The sequence below is a fragment of the Streptococcus sp. HMSC064D12 genome (assembly GCF_001837205.1).
GTDB classification, from domain to species: Bacteria; Bacillota; Bacilli; order Lactobacillales; family Streptococcaceae; genus Streptococcus; species Streptococcus salivarius_D.
Genome location: NZ_KV831739.1, coordinates 1 through 24105 on the forward strand (window position 1 = coordinate 1; position 24105 = coordinate 24105).

The 24105-nt window shown below is 40.4% G+C and carries 9 protein-coding genes; 2 read left to right on the forward strand and 7 right to left on the reverse strand.

Annotated features, from left to right (window positions below):
* On the reverse strand, window positions 1–8998 hold an 8998-nt coding region (locus tag HMPREF2697_RS04890; RefSeq protein ID WP_070849927.1), incomplete at its 3' end, for a Spy0128 family protein.
* A gap of 1193 nt (window positions 8999–10191) precedes the next feature.
* Between HMPREF2697_RS04890 and HMPREF2697_RS04895 the strand changes: the two genes are divergently transcribed.
* Entirely contained in the window at window positions 10192–11715 is a 1524-nt protein-coding gene (locus tag HMPREF2697_RS04895; RefSeq protein ID WP_070849807.1) for an ATP-binding cassette domain-containing protein, read from the forward strand.
* 94 nt (window positions 11716–11809) lie between these two features.
* Here the strand turns inward: HMPREF2697_RS04895 and HMPREF2697_RS04900 are convergent, their stop codons facing one another.
* Window positions 11810–13678, reverse strand: coding sequence for an ABC transporter ATP-binding protein (locus HMPREF2697_RS04900; protein WP_013990253.1), 1869 nt, complete (start codon window positions 13676–13678; stop codon window positions 11810–11812).
* Window positions 13668–15413 (reverse strand): ABC transporter ATP-binding protein, encoded by a 1746-nt coding sequence (locus HMPREF2697_RS04905; protein WP_070849808.1) that lies wholly within the window; start codon window positions 15411–15413, stop codon window positions 13668–13670. The genes HMPREF2697_RS04900 and HMPREF2697_RS04905 overlap by 11 nt, the downstream gene beginning before the upstream one ends.
* Before the next feature lie 810 nt (window positions 15414–16223).
* Here HMPREF2697_RS04905 and gshAB point away from each other — a divergent pair.
* Window positions 16224–18488: a bifunctional glutamate--cysteine ligase GshA/glutathione synthetase GshB gene (gshAB, locus tag HMPREF2697_RS04910; RefSeq protein ID WP_070849809.1), complete on the forward strand. Its 2265-nt coding sequence runs from the start codon at window positions 16224–16226 to the stop codon at window positions 18486–18488.
* On the opposite strand, the gene HMPREF2697_RS04915 is transcribed toward gshAB, so the two are convergent.
* The 4 genes from HMPREF2697_RS04915 to HMPREF2697_RS04930 all read right to left on the reverse strand — a co-directional run bounded on the left by HMPREF2697_RS04915 (window position 18485) and on the right by HMPREF2697_RS04930 (window position 23880).
* Window positions 18485–19078: a hypothetical protein gene (locus HMPREF2697_RS04915; RefSeq protein ID WP_070849810.1), complete on the reverse strand. Its 594-nt coding sequence runs from the start codon at window positions 19076–19078 to the stop codon at window positions 18485–18487. The two genes, gshAB and HMPREF2697_RS04915, sit on opposite strands and share 4 nt — an antisense overlap.
* Window positions 19059–20588, reverse strand: a complete 1530-nt coding sequence (locus tag HMPREF2697_RS04920; RefSeq protein ID WP_013990249.1) for a DUF1310 family protein — start codon at window positions 20586–20588, stop codon at window positions 19059–19061. The genes HMPREF2697_RS04915 and HMPREF2697_RS04920 overlap by 20 nt, the downstream gene beginning before the upstream one ends.
* 105 nt (window positions 20589–20693) lie before the next feature.
* Window positions 20694–21254, reverse strand: a complete 561-nt coding sequence (locus tag HMPREF2697_RS04925) for a GNAT family N-acetyltransferase (protein ID WP_013990248.1) — start codon at window positions 21252–21254, stop codon at window positions 20694–20696.
* 220 nt (window positions 21255–21474) lie between these two features.
* Window positions 21475–23880, reverse strand: a complete 2406-nt coding sequence (locus HMPREF2697_RS04930; RefSeq protein ID WP_070849812.1) for a glycogen/starch/alpha-glucan phosphorylase — start codon at window positions 23878–23880, stop codon at window positions 21475–21477.
* Between the last annotated feature and the right edge of the window lie 225 nt (window positions 23881–24105).

Sequence of the window (24105 nt, forward strand, 5' to 3'; positions counted from 1 at the left end):
CTGGTGGCACCACTGGAGTTGGTGGTGTCGGTGGCGTTACAATATTGTTGAACTCAGTATCTTCTGGCAATTTAGAAGTTACTGTCATAACGTTACCACCCTTAGCTACCAAAACAGTAACTTTAGCTACCATCTTATCGTAAGTTACTGTAGTATCATTACCTTTCACTTCTTCAACCGTGTAGAAGTGGATACCTTCTTCACCATGTTTGTACTCAAGTGCTGAGAACTTAATCTTACCGTCAGCATCATTGCTTACAGTTTCAATCACTTTACCTTTTCTATCCTTAAGTACAAAGCTAAACTCACCAGCCTTAAGGTCACGACCTTCTAGTTTTTTAGTGAATTCAAACGTAACACTAGCTGAAATGTTAACAACACGTTTTTCAGTTGGTTTTTCAGGTGTTTTCACGACCTTCTTAACTGTTGGGTCGTAGTAGTGAACTGTTTGTCCCGCTGTGTTTTCAATATCTGAACCAGAAGGTACGTCAAACTCACCTTTTTCATTCTTACTGTCTTTAACAATTGCCGGAATGTCAAACTTATAGTAACGACCAAAGGCAAACTTAGTTGTATCGATAATTTGGGTATTATCTTTATCACCAAGTGACTTAGTGAAGCCATCTTTAAGGTTGGCTGTAATCACACCGTTTTCAACCTTGATATCGAACATTGCTGTAACATCTTTACCAGTTTTACCATCGTATGCTTTGATATCTGGTTGGTTAACATTAAGTTTCTTCTCATCGTAGTTATCAGTGATACCAACGGTTTGAATATAATCCTTGTTGTTTGCGTCAAATTTAGTTGTATCAAGCCATACTTGGTAAACCAATTTATCGCCACGTTTCACAGTCTTAGTATTCAAGTTTTCTTTCTCGTTGTTGTCTGTCTTGTCTACGTATGGGTTCGCATTAGTATCCGCATACTTGTCTGCCAACTCTTTATCATCATCAACGAGTTTATCACCAGTAATGTCAAATTTCTCTTGGTTTACAACATATTTCTCTGGTTGGAACTTAGGTTTTTCTGGTGGAACCACCTTGTTGTTGAACTCTTTGTCGTTAGCATCTGTAGCATTTCCACCTGCTGAAGCATGATTAACGACAGTCTTAAGAATTTTACCATCCTTAGTTACTTGTACTGTCACCGTTGCTTTCATAGCATCGTAAGAAATACCAGGTTTATTGTCATTGACTTCTTCTACAGTATAAGTAAATGTCTTACCAAGATCAGCCTTGCTGAACAAGAGTTGTTCAAACTTGATATGTCCGTCTTTATCATTTGATACAGTTTGAAGGACTTTTCCATCTTGGTCTTTCAATAAGAAGCTGAACTCACCTGCAGTCAACTCACGTCCTTCAAGTTTCTTAGTATAGTTGAACTCAAGTGGAACTGGAACGTTATTTTCACGTGTTTGAGTTGGTTTTTTAGGAGTTGTAACTTGCTTATTGTAAGGGTTGTATTGATGAACAATTTCATTGGCCGTATTACTAAACTCAACACCGTCATTGTCTTTAATATTTTTAACAGTTGCTGGGATATCAAATTTATAGTAACGTCCAAAAGCGAACTTAGTCGTATCAATAACTGGAGTCGCATCAGTTGCACTAATAGGTTTAGTCAAACTTGGTTTAGAAGTTGCGTAGATGACACCGTTTTTGATTGAAATATCAAATTTATCAGTAACATCTGTTTCACCATCGTAAACCTTGATTGCTGACTCATCAATATCAAGTTTAGCTTCATCATAGTCATCTGTGATTCCTACTGATTGAATATTGCTTTCAGCTGTAAATTCACGAGTATCAAGCCATACTTGGTAGTAGAATTTCTGACCACGAGTAAGTGTATGGTGATTCAAGTTTTCAGCTTCAACCTTACCGTTAGGCGCATCATCATCGAGAAGTTTTGTGCCCTTAAGATCAAATTTTTCTTTAGAAACAACATACTTCTCTGGTTTGAAGTTTGGTGTTACGTTATTGTCAAATACTGTATCATCCGCAGTAAAGGCATCTCCACCTTCAGTAGCATAAGAGATAACTGTTGACAACTGATCACCAGAAGAAGGCTGAATAACTTGAACAGTCACGTTAACCTTCATATCATCATAAGTAACACCTGGTTTGTCACCTTTCTCTTCTTCAACAATATAGTTAAATGTTTGACCAATATCAGCTTTTGAATAGTTGATTGTCTTGAAGGTAACTTTGCCATCTGCATCATTCTTAGCCTTCTCAAGAATCTTATTAGTTTCTTTATCTTTCAAGACAAAGCTAAATTCGTCTGCTTGCAATTTGCGACCATTAAGTGTCTTACCGAAGATTAGCTGAATAGCTGTTGGAATGTTGTTTACACGTTTTTGCGTTGGCTTATCTGGAGTCTCAACTGTATGCGTTCTTGGGTTATAATAATGAACCGTTTGTGTCGCAGTATTTTCGATTTCAGAACCATCGTAAGCATCTTGACTAACTGTAGCAGGTATAACTACTTTGTAGTAACGACCAAATTCAAACTTAGTTGTATCAATAACTTGAGTATTATTTGCATCACCTAGTGACTTCGTAAAGCCTGATTTCAAGTTTGCAGTGATAATACCGTTAGTAACAGCAACGTCAAACTTAGATGTCACATCTGCACCAGTCTCACCATCATAAACCTTAATAGTGTTTTTAGTCACAATCAATTTTGATTCATCATAATTGTCTGTGATACCAACAGTTTGGATATTTTCTTTATTGTTAGCACTAAATTGAGTTGTATCAAGCCATACTTGATAGTAGAATTTCTGACCACGTTTAACAGGCTGAGTATTGAGGTTCTCAAAGACTTCTTCCAACTCGCCCTTGTCATTACGGACAGTAACTTTTTCATTATTATTAGATTTATCTGCGTAAGGATTAATCTTAGTATCGCCGTATTTATCAGCTAACTCAGAATCATCATCCAAAAGTTTCTTACCAGTTAAATCAAAGTCTTCATCTCTAACAACATATTTCTCTGGGTTAAACTTAGGTTCTTCTGGTGGTGTCACACGGTTATCGAACTCTTTGTCTGGAGCATCTACAACATTCTTCACGATTGCTTTTGCCGTACCATCATGAGAAATTGAAACCCTTACTGTTGCAACCATGCCATCGTAAGACACTGTTGAATCTGTTCCTTTAACTTCTTCCACTGTATAATTGTAAGTCTTGCCAATATCATCCTTACCAAATTCAAGTTTCGTGAAGTTAATCTTAGCGATACCGGTAGTTGCATCAGGAGCACCATTTTTCGCACGTTCTACTTCAACGCCATCTTTCTTAAGAACAAATGTAAATTCGTTAGCTTTAAGTTGACGACCATCAAGTTTCTTAGTGAAATTCAACTCAAGTGGAACTGGAACGCTGTTTACACGTTTTTCAGTTGGTTTTTCTGGTTTCTCAACTGTGTTTGTTCTTGGGTTGTAGTAGTGAACAATTTGACCAGCTGTATTTTCGATATCTTTTCCTGCTGGGGCATCCGTTTTCACTGTTGTCACAATATCAAATTTATAGTAACGACCAAATGCAAACTTAGTTGTATCAATGATTTGTGTATTGTTAGCATCGCCTAGTGATTTCGTGAAGCCAGCTTTAAGGGTCGCTGTAATCACGCCACCAGTGTTTGCGATATCAAACTTAGAAGTAACGTCTGCACCAGTTACGCTATCGTAAACCTTGATTGAATTCACATTCAACTTGGCTTCATCATAGTTATCTGTGATGCCGACTGTTTGAATATTTTCAGTGTTGGTTGCGCTAAATTGTGTTGTATCCAACCATACTTGGTAAACCAATTTAGAGCCTGGTTTCACTGTCTTCGTATTCAAGTTTTCTGGTTCATTGTTAGCTGTACCATCCGCATATGGATTAGCGTTTGTATCACCATACTTGTCTGTCAATTCAGAATCATCGTCAAGCAACTTGTCGCCTGTGATATCGAATTTTTCTTTAGAAACAACGTATTTTTCTGGGTTGAACTTAGGTTCTTCAGGTGGTTTCACCGTATTGTTAAACTCTTTATCTGGTGCATCTTGGTCCAAGTGTGCAACGATAGCTTTAGCCGTACCATCTTTTTGGATAGTGACTGTAATCGTCGCAACCATGGTATCGTATGTCACCGTTGCATCTGAACCCGCAACTTCATTTACTGTATAAGTATAAGTTTTTCCAAGATCAGCATGGGTGAACTGAAGTGCTTTAAAGTTAATCTTGGCAACACCATTGGCATTTGGTGCATCATTTTGGGCATCAGCAACCTTAACGCCATCTTTTCGGAGTTCAAAAGTAAATTCATTAGCCTGAAGCTGACGACCATCAAGTCTCTTAGTGAAGTTAAGAGGAAGTGAAATTGGAAGATTTACGACACGTTTTTGTGTTGGTTTTTCTGGCTTAGTGATATCTCTTTTTGTCGGATCGTACTGGTGAACAATTTGATTTGCCGTATTTTCGATATCCACACCATCTGGAGTCGTTGTCTTAACAGTGGCAGGAATATCAAATTTGTAGTAACGGCCAAACTCGAACTTAGTTGTGTCGATAACTTTATCTTTGATAAACTCGTCTTTAGAAGTTGCAGTGATTTCTCCGTTGTTTACTGTGATGACAAACTTAGAGGTTACATCTGTACCCGTTACTGAATCGTAAGCTTTGATATCTGCAGCATTGATCTTTAGTTTGTCAGCTTCATATTTATCTGTAATACCAACAGCTTGAATATTGTCACTTGCTTTTAATTTTGTTGTATCCAACCATACTTGGTAAACAATCTCATCGCCCTTCTTAACTGTCTTGGTATTCAAGTTTTCAGGCTCATTGTTGTTTGTCTTGTCTACGTATGGATCCGCATTTGTTTCAGTGTATTCATTTGTCAACTCATTGTCGTCATCCATCAACTTGTTACCAGTGATGTCAAATTTCTCTTTGTTAACGATGAATTTTTCTGGTTGGAAATCTGGCGTTGTTGGAGGAGTCACCGTATTGTTAAACTCTGTATCTCCACCTGGATAAGTTACCGTTGCTTTCAAAGTGTGGTCTGCATTCTTAGAAACAGTCACAGAAACCTCAGCAACCATGTTATCGTAAGTGACACCGAATTCTTTGTTAGCTGGAACTTTCTCAGTCACCTTGTACTTGATGACTTTACCAACTTGAGCATTTTTCACTTCTGGGAGTTGATTAAAGGTAACAACACCATGTTCATCATTGGTTCCAGTAGCAACAACAACTCCGTTTTCATCCTTCATTTCAAATGTAAATTCACCTGCTACAAGTGTACGACCTGCTAAAGCTTTTGTGAAATTAACATTTACCGGTACTGGAGGAACGACAAAGTTGTTGAAGACTCTGTCATTGGCATCTGTTGCTTCACCACCTGATGAAGTCATCACCGTGCTTGCTGACAATAGACCCGTATTGGCATCTTTTGTTACGGTAACCTTCACGTTGATTGTCATCGCATCATAATCAACATCTGTGTTTGTTCCAGGTACTTCTTTTACAGTGTAGTTATAGACACCAGCTTTATCGAATGACAACGTACTAAAGTTAATCTTACCATTAGCTTTATTTGTTACCGTTTCATTAACATTACCGTCACCAGTCAATTTAAAGCTGAAATCACCAGCATTAAGCGTACCATTTGAAAGAGACTTATCGAACTCAAGGTTTACTTTTACTGGGTTCGGTGTGAAGGTATTGTTAAATTCTTTATCTACACCCGTCGTTGGGTTACCATTAGCATCAATACCATTAACTGATGAGTAAGTTGTAGCAGTTGTCAAAGTATGACCTGTCTTAGTAACTGTAACAGCTACTTTCGCTTCCATTTGGTCATAAGACATACCAGCTTCGGCTGTCGTTGGCACAACCTCTTTTACAGTGTAGTTAAAGGTCTTGCTGTCATTTCGCTTTCCTGCAGAATTTGTTCCAAGGTCACTAACTTTGTATTTAATGCCCGTGAATTTAATATTACCGTTCGCATCATTTTTTGCAGTGCCAACCACTGCACCTGCTTCATTCAAAAGATTAAAAGTAAACTCATTTGCTTTCAGATTACGACCAGATAATTTCTTCGTAAAGTCAAATTCAACGTTTACTGGAGCTACAACAAAGTTATTGAATTCTGTATCAGTACCGGTTCCCGTCGGATTTGTTGCTGAAACATCAGTGTTTCCAGAGTCATCTTGACCATTTTTTGAAGTGTACGTAACAGTATATTCATACTCACCCAAGTAGTTGCCAGAAGAGTCTTTCTTTTCTGTAACTGTAACGGTTGCCGTAACACTCATTCCATCATAGTCAACTTCAGTATCAGAACCAGCTACTTCTGTAATACGATATTTATAGATACCAACTTTGTCTAATTGGATAAGCGATACTTCTTTTTCAGTACCATCAGCTTGTCTTATTTTTTGAGTGAAGGGAATAGAACCATCTTCCTTGTTTGTTACTGTCGCATTAATAGCCGGTCCATCTTTTTCGAGTGGATTAGCAGGATCTGCCGCAACATTTGTTATATTAAAGGAGAAGGCTCCCTTTTTCAATTCAGGTTGTACTGTCGTATTAAGACTCTTTAGGACTTTCTTTAGCTTAAGTTCAATATCAATAGGTTCGTTTTTTACATAATAGTAAATCGTTTCATAGCTAGGTGTCAATTTATTTTCCAAACGGAAAATGTTACCTGAAGCAACTGGAACACCATTAATCGTATAGGACGTATCTGAGCTACCACGGTTTACATAAAACTCACCTGCAGAAGAATAACGTGGACTATATTGAGCAGCCTCAGTAGCACTTACAGGATCTTCTTTAATTTCAACATTATTTTGTGCTACAACCCCAGCCCAGACCATTCGATAGAAAGTGCCATCTGGACGTTTATAAATAAAGTCTGCGCCTCGACCTCTAGCAAACTCTAAGTCACCCTTATAGTTAGTGTTTTGTTTATCTGAGAAAATAGTAAAAGGTTGCCCCATAACAAGCTTATCTCTAAACTCAGGTTTAAGACCTGCATAGCTTGGCGTATTATTATCTCTATTCCAACCAGCATCATCAATGGTAGGATTCTTACCAAAATCTTCTGGATGGTCAATTTGGTTATTGCTTCCCGGACGAATGACTGTCTCGTAAACTTTTACATAGCCATCAGTATTTACGTCTTTAGCAATCTTGTTTAAGCTATCAGACTTAATGGCCCACATTTCGATACGGACGGTACCATCCTCTTTGACAACTTCCTTAATACGTTTAACACCACCCTCTGCATTGGCGACGTCAAACCAACGTTGGCCTACTTGATAAGGCTTTTTAAGTACATCTACAAGTGAGCGAGAATCTGCTGTTTGATAAAGGTTGTAACCTTCAAAAGCACGAAGGGCTGAGGCATGGAAATTCTGTCCTTCCATAGCAGTTAGGGTAAAGCTACCTAGACTTTCTTCGTTTCCAGTTTCTCTATATGACTGTGTATTAACATCTGGCGTACCAGCTTTATTTACAAGTTTATAATCACCCGCAGTAGATGAGTTTTTAATATAGTCCCCATTTGCATCTTGAACAAATTTACCAACAAGACGATTCTTATTGTAAGTTGATGCATTTTTATCAACAACTTTATAATACGTTGTTTTATGAGTTAGACGTGGAATGTAGTATTGTGGATCCGTGATTGTAGTACCTTCATTAGCAGGATTAACTACATCATAGATTTGAATAGCCGAACGTTGGCCATCAAAATCATTAGCACTACCATTGTATTTCCAAGTTGCACGTAGAGCTGGACGGTTTGTTTTATCTGCATCCACAATATTTTCAAAACGGAACTCAATATAGGCCTGCTTAGCCCCAGAAATAGGAGCAAGTGTAGCTTGACCTAAGTTAACAGTACCAGCACCATTGATTTGTTTTGTTTCTTTAACAGTGTTTGTAGCACCATCTACCAACTCAATGGTTACATTTGTAGAGTTGTCGTATGGTTTAGACATACGATAATAGTACTTCGTGTTGTATTCTTCATTGAATCCCATCAAATCAGTAACGACATAAGTATACTGAGAAGTATTTGGATTCAATTGGTAGTTAATACCAGCCGTAATATGACCATTTGAATCTTTTGGCGTAGGTACAACAAGAGGACGGTTAGTAATCGTTGCTCCGTTAGGATCACTCATAATTGGTGTCGCTAGTGCTGCACCAGTTGTGGAACTTGTTGATTCTGGATTATCAAGCGAACGACGTCTACGACTGCTACGACTACGTACTTCTGTTGCAGTTCCTGCAGCGGACATTGGGTTCGCCGTCAACATTGTTGTCAAGGCTGCTGTATTCGCAGCAGACGTTGGACTTGGTGTTGACGTTGTCAAAGTTGTCGTTGCAGGTTGTGCCACTGAAGCCGATGTAGGCTGTGTTGAAGCGACTGGCTGAGTAGCTGTAGGCGCTGATACAGGTTGTGTTGTAGCCGTCGGTTGTGTTGTTGAAGCGACTGGCTGTGCCACTGTAGGTTGTACCGCTGTTGGAGTTACAGCTGATGTGCTAGTTGCACCTGTTGAAGAAGAAGTTGCTGAACCTACAGATGTAGTACCCGCAGCTGTTGGAGTTGAGCTAGCAGTAGCTGCAGCTGTTGCTGTTGTCGCTGGTGCTGTAGCTGTAGACGTTGTTTCTGTTGTTGAAGCACTTGCTACTTCAGAAGCTGGTGATCCCAAAGGAATTGTTGATGTAAACGTTGCAGAAGCAGATGGGGAAGTCACGCTAGCTGCTGGATTTGATTGGGGTGCTGTTGTCGTAGTATTGACTAAACTACTTGAACTTTCTCCTGCTACGGATGTGCCCGGATTACCCGCCGATACAGTTGGAGTTGCTACTTCATCTGCCTGTGCACTATGGGCAGCAAAAAGTGCTGTTCCTAGCAAGACTGAAGCGACACCAAACGAATATTTACGCAATGAAAAGCGTTGGCGTCTATTAAAAAAGTCTTTCATTAAAAATCTCCCTCTAAAAGATAGTTAGTTATAGGTCACATGATTATAAGTCAGTTTTCTCATAGTCATGATTCACTCCACATTCTAACATTCTGACAATTTACAGTCAAGGTTTTAATCTCACTTTTTTAAAATAAAATTAGTTGTCTGATAATTTTATTGTTTTAACTTCCTGAATTCCACCTAAAATATGTCAAAATTCTTTATTATGGCGTATTTCCAAGTTTCTATGAAAATATAAAATTCACTTTCATTTTTAACCTAATCGACTTGAACATGTTATCATTCTAAACTCATGAGAAAATAAAACTAGTTTAAATAGCTGATATTCTCATTTATGCTTTAATATTTCTTCTCGTTGAAGCAAAAAAATTAGCCTATTATATCCGCATGTTAAAAAGTAAGTAAATTTATTTTTTTGTTTTTCAAACACTACAATCATATCTTGACTCATTTGCTAATCGACGTCCAAGAAGTCTATCAGACAGCCAAAAGTACATCACAAATATTAGACACTAAAAAGATTGGACATGCTCCAAATTGCTCGAGTCAGCCAGAATGTTTATTTACTCAGTGTTTGGATTTTGAAACTGAGATATTTTTTATTTGTAGCAAATAACGTTTGTAAGTAGCCTTAATCATTAAGTATAGAAAGACTTAGACCTTACTGGTTTGAATAATCTTCAATATCTGCTTTTTCAGCTAATTTCAAGAGTTAAATTGACTTCGGCTTCTTTATAACTTTATATAGATTTATTTTCTATAATAAAGTAGATCTATCCTATTCCACTCACAGCATAGGTGGGGACTATTGATAAGGTACATCGGCGGTCTAAGAGAGCTGGATTTTCGATTTTCATTTGACAAAAGCTCTCTGACAGCGTACAATCGAGACAAGTAACATTCGGAGGTAAATGGAGACATGAACAACTAAGTCTATTCACAATAAACCTGCTTTATTTGATAGATTGTTTTCATGTCTTTTTTGCGCTCTTTTTCTGTAGAAAACTTGTTGATGGTATCGGAGTTTTTTTGCATCCACACTATCACTATCTCCTAGAGGGCTTTTTAGCTAGTTTCAAGGCAGTTCTATCTTATAAGGTAGGACTGTTTTTTGACCTTTGATATTGTTTGAAGTAAAAAACTACTTCCCATGAAACAATATCGACAAATACTCTGACCTAGGAGGTCCTATGATACAGATTCAACACCTAACCATAACACATACCAAGGATTTGCGTGAACTCGTTCATGATCTAAATCTAACGATAGCTACAGGCGAAAAAGTCGCCATCATTGGGGAGGAAGGCAATGGAAAATCTAGTCTCCTTGTCCTTCTGGTCAATCCAAAAGCACATTTTGACCATCTATCTTACGAGGGAACTATTAACAAAACAGATAGCCCACAGGTCTATATTCCCCAACAGATTTCGGATAGCTTGCAATCTCTAACCCTTAACGACTACTTCTTTGCGGACACTTATGACCTAGACTATGCCACCCTCTATCGTCTGGCTGATGAACTTCATTTTGATAGTGAGCGTTTTGCTAGTAGTCAGCTTATCTCCACTCTATCAGGTGGTGAGAAACTCAAAATTCAACTCATCCGAGAATTAGCTCGTCCCCACGACGTCATTTTTCTTGATGAGCCCTCAAACGATATGGACTTGACTACTATGACTTGGTTAAAAGACTTTATCAAGCACTCTGATAAAACGATTGTCTATATCTCACATGACGAGGACCTACTAAGCCAGACAGCGGATACCATTATCCATCTGGAACTCCTTAAACGTCGTCGACAGGCGAGGACCAGTGTGGAGCACCTCGACTATGATAACTATAGCCAACAACGCACTGATAGCTACCAACAACAGATGCAGCAAGCGAAAACCGAGAAAAAAGCCTATGACAAAGCCATGGCTAAGCATCGCCGTATCAAACAAAATGTCCAAACCACCCTACGCAATACGCATGATAGTACACAAGGACGATTGGTTGCTAAAAAGATGAAAGCAGTCCTCTCACAAGAAAAACGCTACGACCGCCTTGCCCAAGACATGACACAGATGCCTGATAAAGAAGACAGTATTGAACTTTTCTTTTCTCATATTGACCCTCTACCTCAGGGGAAATATCTCTTAAATCTGGATGAAAAGCAGATAAACATAGCTCCTCACCTGACCATTGACCACCTCAAACTTTCTTTGAAAGGCCAGGAAAAAATTGGTATTGTTGGAGATAACGGCTGCGGTAAATCTACTCTCTTACACTATCTCTACCAAAAACTTAGCCAGAAGACAGACCTGACCATTGGCTACATGCCCCAACGTTATGACACTATCTTGCCACTGGATTTGTCTCCAATAGCGTTTTTGAGTAAGACTGGCGACAAGTCTGAACGAGAGGTTATAAGCTCCCATCTCGCTAACCTCAACTTTAGTCATGATGAAATGAACCATGCAATCTCTGATTTATCTGGAGGACAGAAAGGAAAACTACTCCTACTACACCTGGTCTTAGAAGCCCCTCAGCTCCTTATCCTAGATGAACCAACCAGAAATTTCTCCCCCACCTCACAGCCCCAAGTCCGACAGCTCTTCGAGAACTATCCAGGGGCAATTCTGACGGTATCGCATGATGTCAACTACCTCAGACAAGTCTGCCAAAAGATCTATCGCCTAGACTCACGAGGTTTAGAAGAAGTTGAGATTTAAGATCTCAAATCTATCGTTTTTGCAAGAAAAGTCTCAAAAGAAACCTTTTCTTCAGATGCAAAAAAACTCAGGCAAAACCTGAGTTTTTTTAGTCTTAATCAATTTCCAGACCACCGGTATAAAGTCGGTAGTAAGTACCACCTTGTTCCATAAGGCTGTCGTGGTCACCACGTTCAATGATTCGTCCGTGGTCCATAACCATGATAACGTCAGAGTTGACAATGGTTGAAAGACGGTGGGCAATAACGAAGACCGTACGTCCTTCCATAAGTCGGTCCATCCCTTCTTGAACCATTTTTTCAGTACGAGAGTCAATAGAGGATGTCGCCTCGTCAAGGATAAGAACCGGTGCATTGGCAAGGGCAGCACGCGCAATGGCGATAAGCTGACGTTGTCCGTTAGACAAGCCTGCACCGTCATCTGTAAGAACAGTGTCATACCCATTATCCAAGTGTTGCACAAAGGAATCCACATTAGCAATACGGGCAGCTTCAAGAATTTCCTCTCGCGTCGCATCGGCACGACCATAGGCAATATTTTCAGCGATAGTCCCTGTGAAGAGATGGGTATCTTGAAGCACGATACCAAGTGAGCGACGAAGAGAATCTTTCTCGATTAACTTGACATCAATACCATCATAGGTAATCACACCAGATTGGATATCGTAGAAACGGTTAATCAAGTTGGTAATCGTCGTCTTACCAGCACCTGTCGCACCCACAAAGGCTACCTTTTGCCCCTTGTCTGCATAGAGATTAACGTCATGAAGGATTTGTTTCTTACCATCGTAAGAGAAATCAACGTCTTGAAAGACCACATTTCCGACCAACTCGACCAATTCGTAGTCACCATTTGGACGTGGGTGTTTCCAAGCCCAAAGATTGGTTTTCTTGTCTGTCACAACCATTTGACCATCTACCAATTCGTAGTTAACCAAAGTGACCTTACCTTGGTCAACTTCTTCTGGCTCATCCAAGAGGTCAAAGATACGGTCAGCACCAGCAAGTGCCATAAGAACAAAGTTCAGTTGTTGAGAGACCTGAGTAATAGGACCGTTGAAAGAACGGTTCAATTGGAGAAAGGCCATGAGACCACCGATAGTCAAACCACCAACACCATTAAGGGCAAAGAGTCCACCAACCAAGGCGGTCAAAACAAAGGAAACATTTCCTAAGTTTCCAAGAATTGGCATGAGAACATTGGCATAGCGGTTGGCCAAGTAAGAAGATTCAAAGAGTTGCTCGTTAATCTTGTCAAAATCAGCCATGCTCTCTTCTTCGTGGACAAAGGCCTTGACCACTTTTTGCCCTGACATCATTTCCTCGATGAAACCATTCTCAATCCCTAAATTCTTTTGTTGTTCACCGAAGTAACGGCCTGATTTAGCTGATACATTTTTGATGACCATAAACATGATGCCTACCATGACTAGGACCACGATAAAGAGGAGAGGACTAACCGTAAGCATGGTTACAGTCACCCCGATAAGGGTAATAGCTGTTTGTAACAACTGTGGAATAGACTGCTCAACAGCCTGACGGAGGGCATCGATGTCGTTGGTGTAGATAGACATGATGTCACCGTGTTGGTGAGTGTCAAAGTAGCGAACAGGGAGCTTTTGCATGCGAGCAAAGAGCTGATTACGAAGGGAACGCAGAGAATCTTGCGAAATCGTCGCCATGAGGAGTGATGACACATAGTTGGCAATCACACCGATAAGACAGAAGACAGCCACTGAAGTCAAGAAATGTAAAAGCGGACCAAAGTCATGGCTACCAGATTTGAGCATGGGTTGAACATAAACGTCAACCAAGGACTGAATAGAAGCCGTCAAATTGACCGTTGCCAAGGAAGCAACCACAATAAGGACAAAGGCGATAGAAAGCGAAAGTTTGTAGTCTTGCCACAAAAAGCGTAGAAGACGTGCTAGAGAGCCCCAATTAGCTTTTTTCTTATTCTGCATCTGCTACTCCTTTCCCTTGTGTTTGCATCTTGTAGACGTCACGATAAATGGCATTGTTAGCCACCAATTCATCGTGGGTACCAATAGCATCGATACGGCCATCATCCATAACAACGATGCGATCTGCATCTTGGATGGATGAAATACGTTGACCAATGATAATCTTAGTGGTGTCCTTAAGACTTGATGCCAAACCTTGACGAATCAAACTATCTGTCTTGGTATCAACCGCTGATGTTGAATCATCAAGAATCAAGATTTTTGGATTCATGAGGAGGGCACGTGCGATACAGAGACGTTGACGTTGTCCCCCTGAGACATTGGCTCCACCACGTTCAATCTTGGTGTCATAGCCATCTTTAAACTCTTGAATAAATTCATCGGCTTGGGCAATCTTACAAGCTTCAATGATTTCCTCATCTGTCGCCTGTTTATTTCCCCAACGCATATTTTCCTTAATAGTTCCTGAGAAAAGGACATTGGTTTGAAGCACCATGGCAACTTGCTTACGCAAGCTATCCAAATCATAGTCCTTAACATCGTGGCCAGCAACCTTAACTTGACCGGCTTCCACATCATAAAGACGAGGAATGAGCTGAACCAAACTTGATTTACCAGAACCTGTTCCACCAAGAATACCGATAACTTCACCAGACTTAATATCAAGCGTAATATCTTTGAGAACATGGGTCTTGTCACCATTTTCATCAGTATATGAGAAATCAACATGATCAAAACTGATAGAACCATCTGTGACTTCTGTCAAGCCATTTTCAGGTGAAACAATGGTTGAATCAGTGTTGAGCACTTCATTGATACGCTCTACAGAAGCCATAGAGATAGACAACATGACAAAGATCATCATGAACATCATAAGTGAGATGAGGATGGTCATGGTGTAACTGAACATGGAAGTCAATTCACCTGTAGATAGCTTGCCGATAACGATAAGATGAGCACCAAACCAAGAAATCATGAGGAATGATGCGTACATAGACAACATCATGGCTGGGTTAGACATGACAACCACACGAATGGCACGCATGAACATCTTGTAAATACGACGTGAGGCCTTCTTGAATTTGTCCGTCTCTTCTTTCTCTTTAACATAGGATTTCACCACACGCATGTTGGTGATATTTTCCTTGATACTGTTGTTGAGGTTGTCATAAGCCTCAAACACTTGAGTAAAGAGAGGGTAAACGATTTTGGTAATAATAGCCAAAACCAGACCAAGGAAGAGTGTCACACCAACGAAAATCCAAGCCATTTCGCCATTAATCAGGAAACTTGCTGCAATGGCAAAAATCAGGTTAAGTGGTGCACGTACACAGATGCGGATAATCATCTGGTAAGAGTTCTGCACGTTGGTAACATCAGTCATCATACGTGTTACCAAACCACCAGCTGAGAACTTATCGATATTTTCAAAAGAGAAGGTTTGAACCTTTTTGAAAATGGCTTGACGTAGATTCTTGGCAAATCCAGCAGAAGCAAAGGCCGCATAGCGTGCCGACTGCATCCCACAGAAAAGCGACAGGAAGGCACAGACCAACATGAGGCCACCATAGAGCCAAATGTTAGACATGTTAGATTGCTGGACACCTTTGTCCAAAAGATTGGCCATGACAAAGGGAATGGAAATCTCAAACATGACTTCTAACGTCATGAAGAGGGACGCTAGGATTGAGGGTTTCTTGTATTCCTTTATCTGGGCGATCAGGGTTTGAAACATAATTACCTCCGTTTTTTATTCTTTATTCTTTATTCTTTTGATATTTTTCTTTTTTGATGCTTTCTTAAGTGATGGCGCACGTCAGCGACCGACTCAGTCGTTCCATGACTAGTTATCGAGCCAAAGTCTCGATAACTCCGCTTCCTATAACTGCCTCTGCAGTTATAGGAATATCATCACGGCGAAAGCATCGTTATTGGGCAGAGCGAACTGTCGAATCTTGAGCAATTCGAACAAGTGCAAATAGGTTCAGAATGGTCTCGACCATGGCGAAAAATATCGCCTGCTCTGGGCAGAGCGTGTTTCATGCATTGATAGATATACACCAATTTTGTAATCTATCACGGCGAAAGCATCACTGTTGGGCAGAGAGAACTGTCGAATTGTGAGCAACTTCGAACAAGTGCAAATAGGTTCAGAATGGTCTCGACCACGGCGAAAAATATCGTCTACTCTAGGCAGAGCAAAGCTTAAAACTAACAGTCTTATGCTTATCATTTATCTATAAAAGAACGGTCATACCCTTTTGAGAGCATACAAAAGCCCCTGAGGGCAGACCCTAGGGATTTTTTCGTTCTCATATATATGTCATTAGTATAGGTTAAATTGAGTAAAATTGCAAGCATAATGTCATTTTACTAACATTTGTAAGTATTTTAGGATATTTGATAAAAAAATCTCTCTAAAACCTGCTCATTTTTCACAAACTTATCATAAATGTTCGTAAATTATAGCCAAACGTAGCAGAAATTTGTTTTCTGTTCCTATTTATAATAGACTAACACTAACATTAGATGAAAAGGTGACTCTATGACTATAAATCAACTGCTTCAAAAGCTGGAGCCTACCAGCCCTATCCTTCAAGCTAACTTTGGAATTGAACGCGAAAGTCTTCGTGTCGATAGACAGGGAAAATTAGCACATACGCCTCACCCTTCCTGCCTAGGAGCTCGAAGTTTCCACCCTTATATTCAAACAGATTTTTGTGAGTTTCAAATGGAGCTCATCACACCAGTTGCTAAATCTACCACTGAGGCCCGACGTTTTCTTGGAGCCATTACCGATGTAGCTGGACGTTCCATCAGTAAAGATGAACTTCTCTGGCCCTTGTCCATGCCACCTCGTATCAAGGCCCAAGAAATCCAAGTTGCTCAACTGGAAAATGAATTCGAACGCCATTATCGGAACTACTTGGCTGAAAAATATGGAACTAAACTACAAGCTATCTCAGGTATCCACTATAACATGGAACTTGGTAAAGATTTGGTTGATGCCCTATTCAAAGAAAGCGACCAGACTGATATGATTGCTTTCAAGAACGCCCTCTATCTTAAGCTGGCTCAGAACTATTTGCGCTACCGTTGGGTGATTACCTATCTCTTTGGTGCTGCACCTGTTGCTGAGCAAGGTTTCTTCGACCAAGAAGTGCCAGAACCCGTGCGTTCCTTCCGTAACAGTGACCATGGTTATGTCAATAAGGAAGAAATCCAAGTATCTTTTGCAAGCCTAGAAGATTATGTCTCTGCCATCGAAAACTATATCGAACAAGGAGATTTGATTGCAGAGAAGGAATTCTACTCAGCTGTTCGTTTCCGTGGACAAAAGGTTAATCGTTCCTTCCTTGACAAGGGAATCACCTATCTGGAATTCCGTAACTTCGACCTCAACCCCTTTGAGCGTATCGGTATTAGCCAAACTACCATGGATACCGTACACCTACTCCTTCTAGCCTTCCTCTGGATGGATGCCTCTGAAAATGTCGATCAGTCTCTTGCTCAAGGTCACGTGCTGAATGAAAAAATCGCCCTCTCTCATCCTTTAGAGCCTCTACCATCTGAAACTGAAACTCAAAACATTACGACGGCTCTGGACCAACTGGTGCAACATTTTGGCCTAGGTGACTATCATCAAGATTTGGTCAAGCAAGTTAAAGATGCCTTTGCTGATCCTAGCCAGACACTAGCAGCCCAACTCTTACCTCATATCAAAGACAAGTCCCTTGCTGACTTTGCTCTTGACAAGGCTCTTGCCTATCATGATTACGACTGGACTGCCCACTATGCTCTTAAGGGTTATGAGGAGATGGAACTTTCTACTCAGATGCTACTCTTTGATGCCATCCAAAAAGGGATTCATTTTGAAATCCTAGATGAGCAGGATCAGTTCCTTAAACTCTGGCATAAAGATCATGTTGAGTACGTCAAAAATGGTAACATGACCTCAAAAGACAACTATGTAGTACCTCTTGCCATGGCTAATAAAACCGTGACCAAAAAAATCCTGGCTGATGCTGGCTTCCCTGTCCCTGCTGGCGACGAATTTACCAGTCTGGAACAAGGTCTAGCCTATTATCCTCTTATCAAGGACAAGCAAATTGTGGTTAAACCAAAATCAACCAACTTTGGTCTGGGCATTTCCATTTTCCAAGAGCCTGCCAGCCTTGATAACTATAAGAAAGCCCTCGAGATTGCCTTTGCAGAAGATACAGCTGTTCTTGTTGAAGAATTTATCCCAGGAACCGAATACCGTTTCTTTATCTTGGATGGACGTTGTGAGGCTGTCCTCCTTCGTGTCGCTGCCAATGTTGTCGGTGATGGCAAACACACCATTCGTGAATTGGTCGCTCAGAAAAATGCCAATCCATTGCGAGGACGTGATCACCGCTCACCACTTGAAATCATTGCGCTAGGAGACATCGAACAACTGATGTTAACGCAACAGGGTTATACCCCTGATGATATTCTCCCTGAAGGGAAAAAGGTCAATCTACGCCGTAACTCTAACATCTCTACAGGTGGTGACTCTATTGATGTCACTGAGACCATGGATTCCTCTTACCAAGAACTAGCTGCAGCTATGGCAACTAGTATGGGCGCTTGGGCTTGTGGGGTTGACCTCATTATTCCAGATGAAACCCAACCTGCTAGCAAGGAAAACCCTCATTGCACCTGCATCGAGCTCAACTTTAACCCTTCTATGTATATGCACACCTACTGTGCTGAAGGACCTGGACAGGCTATCACTTCAAAAATCTTAGACAAGCTTTTTCCAGAAGTTGCCACAAATCAAAACTAAAACTCTCCTGCTTCTTCCTCAGGATGAGTTTCCATGTACTGGATGTGTTGTATGTAGGCATCTTGAGCCTGATTGAAGGCTTCCTGATCACTGTAAGGATAATCTATGTAAAAGAGGTCCCGCCAGCCATTCAAGGATTGGCTATTGTAGAAACCTTGAATCTTTGTGGGAAGAAACTCTTTGTTGTAGCTGATCCGCAGCTTGAGTAGGGTCTTATCCTGAAACTGAGTGATGATACTGTTGGAGGTTTCTTGGCCTTCCAGACTAGTCCAAACCTTATTCAGAATAATGTCCTGACTATAGTGATTAGCCTTGATGCGATTTTTGTCCACTGGGAGCTTCTGGGTAGCCTCTAAAAGGTAGGACACCTCTCCTTGAAAATAAGCCTCAATGGTTAAATCCCCAAGACTTGAGCCATATAATAGGCCATCCTTAATAGCAATGTTTGATCCAAAAAGTCTTTGGCCAGCCACATCAAAGGACATCCCCTCATCCTGCCCGTAGAGCTTGATGGCATAGGCATCCCTTACACGATAGAAATTTTTAGCGACAAGAACACTATCAAGGGTTTCAGTCTTTTTTATCTCCACCTTGGGGCTTGTAGGTTTCTTGGTAAAAGCTGTCAAACCCATTAAGCACAAGATGAGAGCGAATATAATCAAGGTAAGCATTGTAGACCTGGAGCCGGTCTTCAGCTTTAACTTGTCTCCATGTTTCAAGGTCCTTCAAGCCTCCTTTTTTAACAATATCAGCATAGCGCCCACCGTTTAAGACATTCTTGGGATTTTTCCACTTCCTAACCATCTTGCGTCTAATCGCATTGTCAGCAGGATGACGAACGTCGAGATAGGTATGGCTATTATTGAGATAGGCTGGTAAGTCAGCATTCAAGCCCTTAGACAGCCCATAGTTAGCAGAATCCGTATCGGCAATGTCAGCGCCAGCTTCAATCTTATAATGCTTAGGATTAGAGTCGATGCTACCGTCTTTCCTTTTCTTGTAGACATTCCACTCAGAAACAAACCTCCCCGTATCCATATTGACAATAAACTCAATAAAACGGGAATTGCTAACTCCATAAGGGCCAATGACACTGGTCTGAGGTAGCTGAATTTTCATGTTCTGCGGATAGGTAAAGTCTCCCAAGCTTCGATTATGGTAGGAAGCACCTGTTGTGTAATCCAGATGAATGTTCTTGTCCTTGCTGTAGGCCAGTAGCTTATCCAAGTCTGTCTTACCCTTGTAGTTGCTCCTAATATAATCCATAGACTGCTTATCAATCCAAGACCTAAAAAGGTGGAGCTTGATACCTAAGTCATCCACCCCAAGCCCTAAATCCGTCTGATAGGTCTCCATAATAGCCTCACGGAAGTAACTATAAAAAGGACTGGTTGGCTCTAGCTTCTTAGAAAATTTATAACCTGACTTCCCTAACTGGAGGAACTGGTACTTGTCCACATAAACCTGCATGTGCTCCATAACCAAATTGAGCTTGTCATGATTAGGGAGTTGAGAAGCTTGGAAAAAGGACGTATAGGTATCTGAGCCCACTTCCTTACTTTCTTGGTCAATGTCCTGTAAAACCTTATCTAACTGGGTCAAGGAAGTCTTTTTCATCTTACTTCTGACCTGAGCCACATAGGCCGGCTTAATGCCCTGATCCCAGTGGTCACGAGTCATAATCGCGTCTGCTTTTTGTGAAATCAAGGTCAATCGTTTTTGATAAGACGCGTCCTCCAAGGCCAGCTTTAAAGCCTTCGATGGCGTCGCTTCAACCACAGATAAATCACCGTAGATATCTGCCTTTAGGACAAGATTTACCTGCATATCATAGGAATGATTGATATGGAGAACGAGGTGAATCTTCCCATCTTCCTTCCTAACAGACAAAGCATCGAGTTGATAGGATTGGATAACCCCAGCCTGACTAAGTGCCAGTCTATCTATATTTTCCAAAGAATCTTGATAGATATAGGAAATCTCAGGGTCTTTGACCTTCTTTACCAAAGAGTCATTTCGCTGTCGATTGAAAACCACAAGACCAAGTATGAGGATTACAGCCAGGGCACTTGCCAGATACTGTAAAATTACTTTCTTCATAGTACTTCCATTATAGCATAGGAGGGCAAAATATTCTGAAAACGATTGGCAAACGTTAAAAACAAATGAAAAACAGGCCGACTAAGACCTGTTTGAATGGATAGTTTATAAATCGCTCAAGCGACGATGTTTAATACTAAAATCAAAATAAGCATTTTCCTGAAGTTTGTGGAATATGTCTCTGTAGGCTTTTTCGTCAAAGTGATCGCCGCGATAGAGAATTTCAAAACTCAAGCCCTCATATTCCAAGAAGGCATTGGAAGTCTTAAAACCATTACGCTTATAGAAATCCCAACGCGCCGCACGTTGCTCAGGATTGTCATTAGGTTCATCCAAGCGCTCTACTTCCAAGACCATAGAACGTGATGGTCCATAAAAGTCCACCAGTTTATCAATAATCTCACTTCCGTAGCCATGACTCCTCATTTGAGGTACGATGGCGAAGAAGCTCACATAAAAAACTTTGGCATTGTAGAGAACTGAGGCAAATCCAACAAAATCATCCTCGTCATAAAAGGCAAAGAAATGATAATCATCATGACCATCCAATTGTAAAAACTCACTTAATGGAATACGTTCTTCTTCTGGAAAGGCCTCGTTATTTAAGCGCTCTACCCTATCTAATTCTGGAAACTCTTTGGTAATTAATTGGCTGCGTAAAGCCATAAATTTTCCCCCTTTTTCTGATGCTTATACCTATAGGTCATTATAACATCTTGATAAGTAAGTGCAAGTTTTAAGGGCTTGGATTAAGCTAGGGACAAACTCCTACTGTAACAGACACTCTAAATGCTGCTTATCTGTCTCAGTCATCTCTCTTCTTAAAAAAATAAAAGACAACGACCATTTCTAGTCGCTATCTTTTTTGTGATTCATAAGCTATCGCCTATTTTTTCAATTCCCAAATTTCTTTAGCATACTCTGTAATCGTATCATCCGAAGTGAATTTATGAGATTTAGCAATATTAGCCAAGCTCATACGTGCCCACTTGTCATGATCACGATAAAGTGCATCGATTTTCTCTTGAGCTTCTACATAAGCAGCGAAGTCTTCCAAGAGGAAGTACTCATCGTTGTGGGTGATGAGGGCTTCGTAAATTTCAGTACCTTCAGCTTGAGCATTTGGAATCGTACCGTTAACAAAAGTATCGACGACACGACGAATGACTGTGTTATTTTCATAAACTGCACGAGAGTAGTAATCGTGACGTGCATAGTGTTCATAAACTTCGTCCTTGTCCATACCGAAGATAACAACATTCTCATCGCTTACTTCGTCCTTGATTTCAATGTTGGCACCGTCAAGTGTTGCCAAGGTAATAGCACCAGTCATCATGAATTTCATGTTTGAGGTACCAGATGCTTCTTTAGAAGCCAATGAGATTTGTTCAGAGACATCTGCTGCTGGAATGATAAGTTCCGCAAGGCTGACACGGTAGTTTTCAAGGAAGACCACTTTAAGTTTTCCTTGGAGGCTTTCATCATTGTTAACAAGATTGGCAACTTCGTTGATAAGTTTGATAACAGATTTAGCGAAGTGATAACCAGGGGCAGCTTTGGCACCAAAGATGAATACACGAGGTACCATGTCTTTATCTGGATTATCTTTCAGATCCCAATAAAGTTTGATGATGTGGAGAAGGTTAAGCAATTGACGTTTGTAAGCGTGAAGACGTTTCACTTGAACATCAAAGATAGCATCTGTAGACACTTCTACGCCTGTTGTTTCTTTGATGTAGTCTGCCAAACGTTGTTTAGCAGTCTTCTTAACTTGATAGAACTGGTTCAAGACTTCCTTGTCATCCAAGTAAGTTGTAAGATTTTCAAGCTCATGGATGTCGTTACGCCAACCATCACCAATCACGTCATCAATGGCTGCTGAAAGTTCAGGAGCTGCAATTTGTGTCCAACGACGTTGAACGATACCATTTGTCTTGTTATTGAATTTTTCAGGATAAATAGTATAGAAATCGTGAAGTGTATCTTCTTTAAGAAGTTCGGTATGAAGTTTGGCAACCCCGTTAACTGAGTGACCACCGATGATAGCCAAGTTAGCCATATGAACTTGACCATCCTTAACGATACGAGTACGTTCGATAACATCCGCAGCAATACCACGTCCAGCCATTTCAGCAATGTAACGGTTGTCGATTTCCAAGATGATTTGGTAAACACGTGGAAGGACACGTTTGAAGAGCTGTTGATCCCATTTTTCAAGGGCTTCTTGAAGAATAGTGTGGTTAGTGTAGCTCATAGTCTTAACAGTCGCATTCCAAGCATCTTCCCATGAAAGACCATATTCATCAAGGAGAAGACGCATGAATTCAGCTGGTGCAACCGCAGGGTGGGTATCATTGATGTGAACAGATACTTTTTCGTGGATATCTTTCAATGGCAAGCCCATCTTGAGGTAAGATTTGATGATTGTTTGGAGACCGGCACTTGTCATAAAGTACTCTTGAACCAAACGCAATTTTTTACCTTCAATTGTTGAATCATCTGGATAAAGAATGGCAGTAATATCTTTCACACGACGGCGTGCATCAAGCGTAGGATAATCCAATTCGTATTCTTCAGGAATTTCTACATCCCAAAGACGAAGGTTGTTAATCACACCATTTTTATAACCAATTTGCGGCACATCATAAGGTACGGCACGAAGGACTTGAGCATTCTTATAAGTTGGGACAAAGCGACCATCTTCATTGCTTTCAAGAACTACATCACCAAAGAGTTTCACATAGACAATATCGTGGTCTTTACGTGTTTCCCAAACATTACCTGTAGAACCAAACCAACCATCTGGTAATTCCACCTGGTAACCATCAACAATACGTTGTTTAAATAGTCCATAGCGGTAACGAAGACCGTTACCAAAACCAGGATAACCAGTAGTCGCAAGTGAATCCATGAAGGCAGCAGCCAAACGACCAAGACCACCATTACCAAGTGCCATGTCATGCTCAGCTTCTACAACTTCACGGAAGTCAATATCAAGTTCTGCGAATCCCTCTTTAACAAGGTCAAGAATACCAAGGTTGAGAAGGTTAGTTTCCAACATACGACCTGGAAGAAATTCAATCGAGAAGTAGTAAGCAATTTTTTCTTGATTGTCTGAAAGTGCATGGTTACGTTCAATCCATGTATTTGTGTAATATTTACGGATCAAACCAGCCAAGGCAGTAAAAATCTCCGTTGGTGTGGCCTTAGCAACTTTAATCAACTGCTCTTGATGGAGAGTATCCTTAAAGTCACGGATGAATTGTTCTTTTGTTAAATTTTCGAGTTGCATAGAAATCCTTTCTTACTACTTCCTTATCTTCAATACACTTCTTACAGGTATCTATTCAGATAAGAGGGAATTGGAAATTTTACTCAAACTTCCAAACCTTGCCAGACAAGATTCGAAACAGACATTTCAAAATCTTTATTTACAAAACTGTCAAAACAGTCAATTATATTATAACACGATTAGAGTTATTCTTCTATTCAGACTTTTAGACGCTTTCTCTATAAT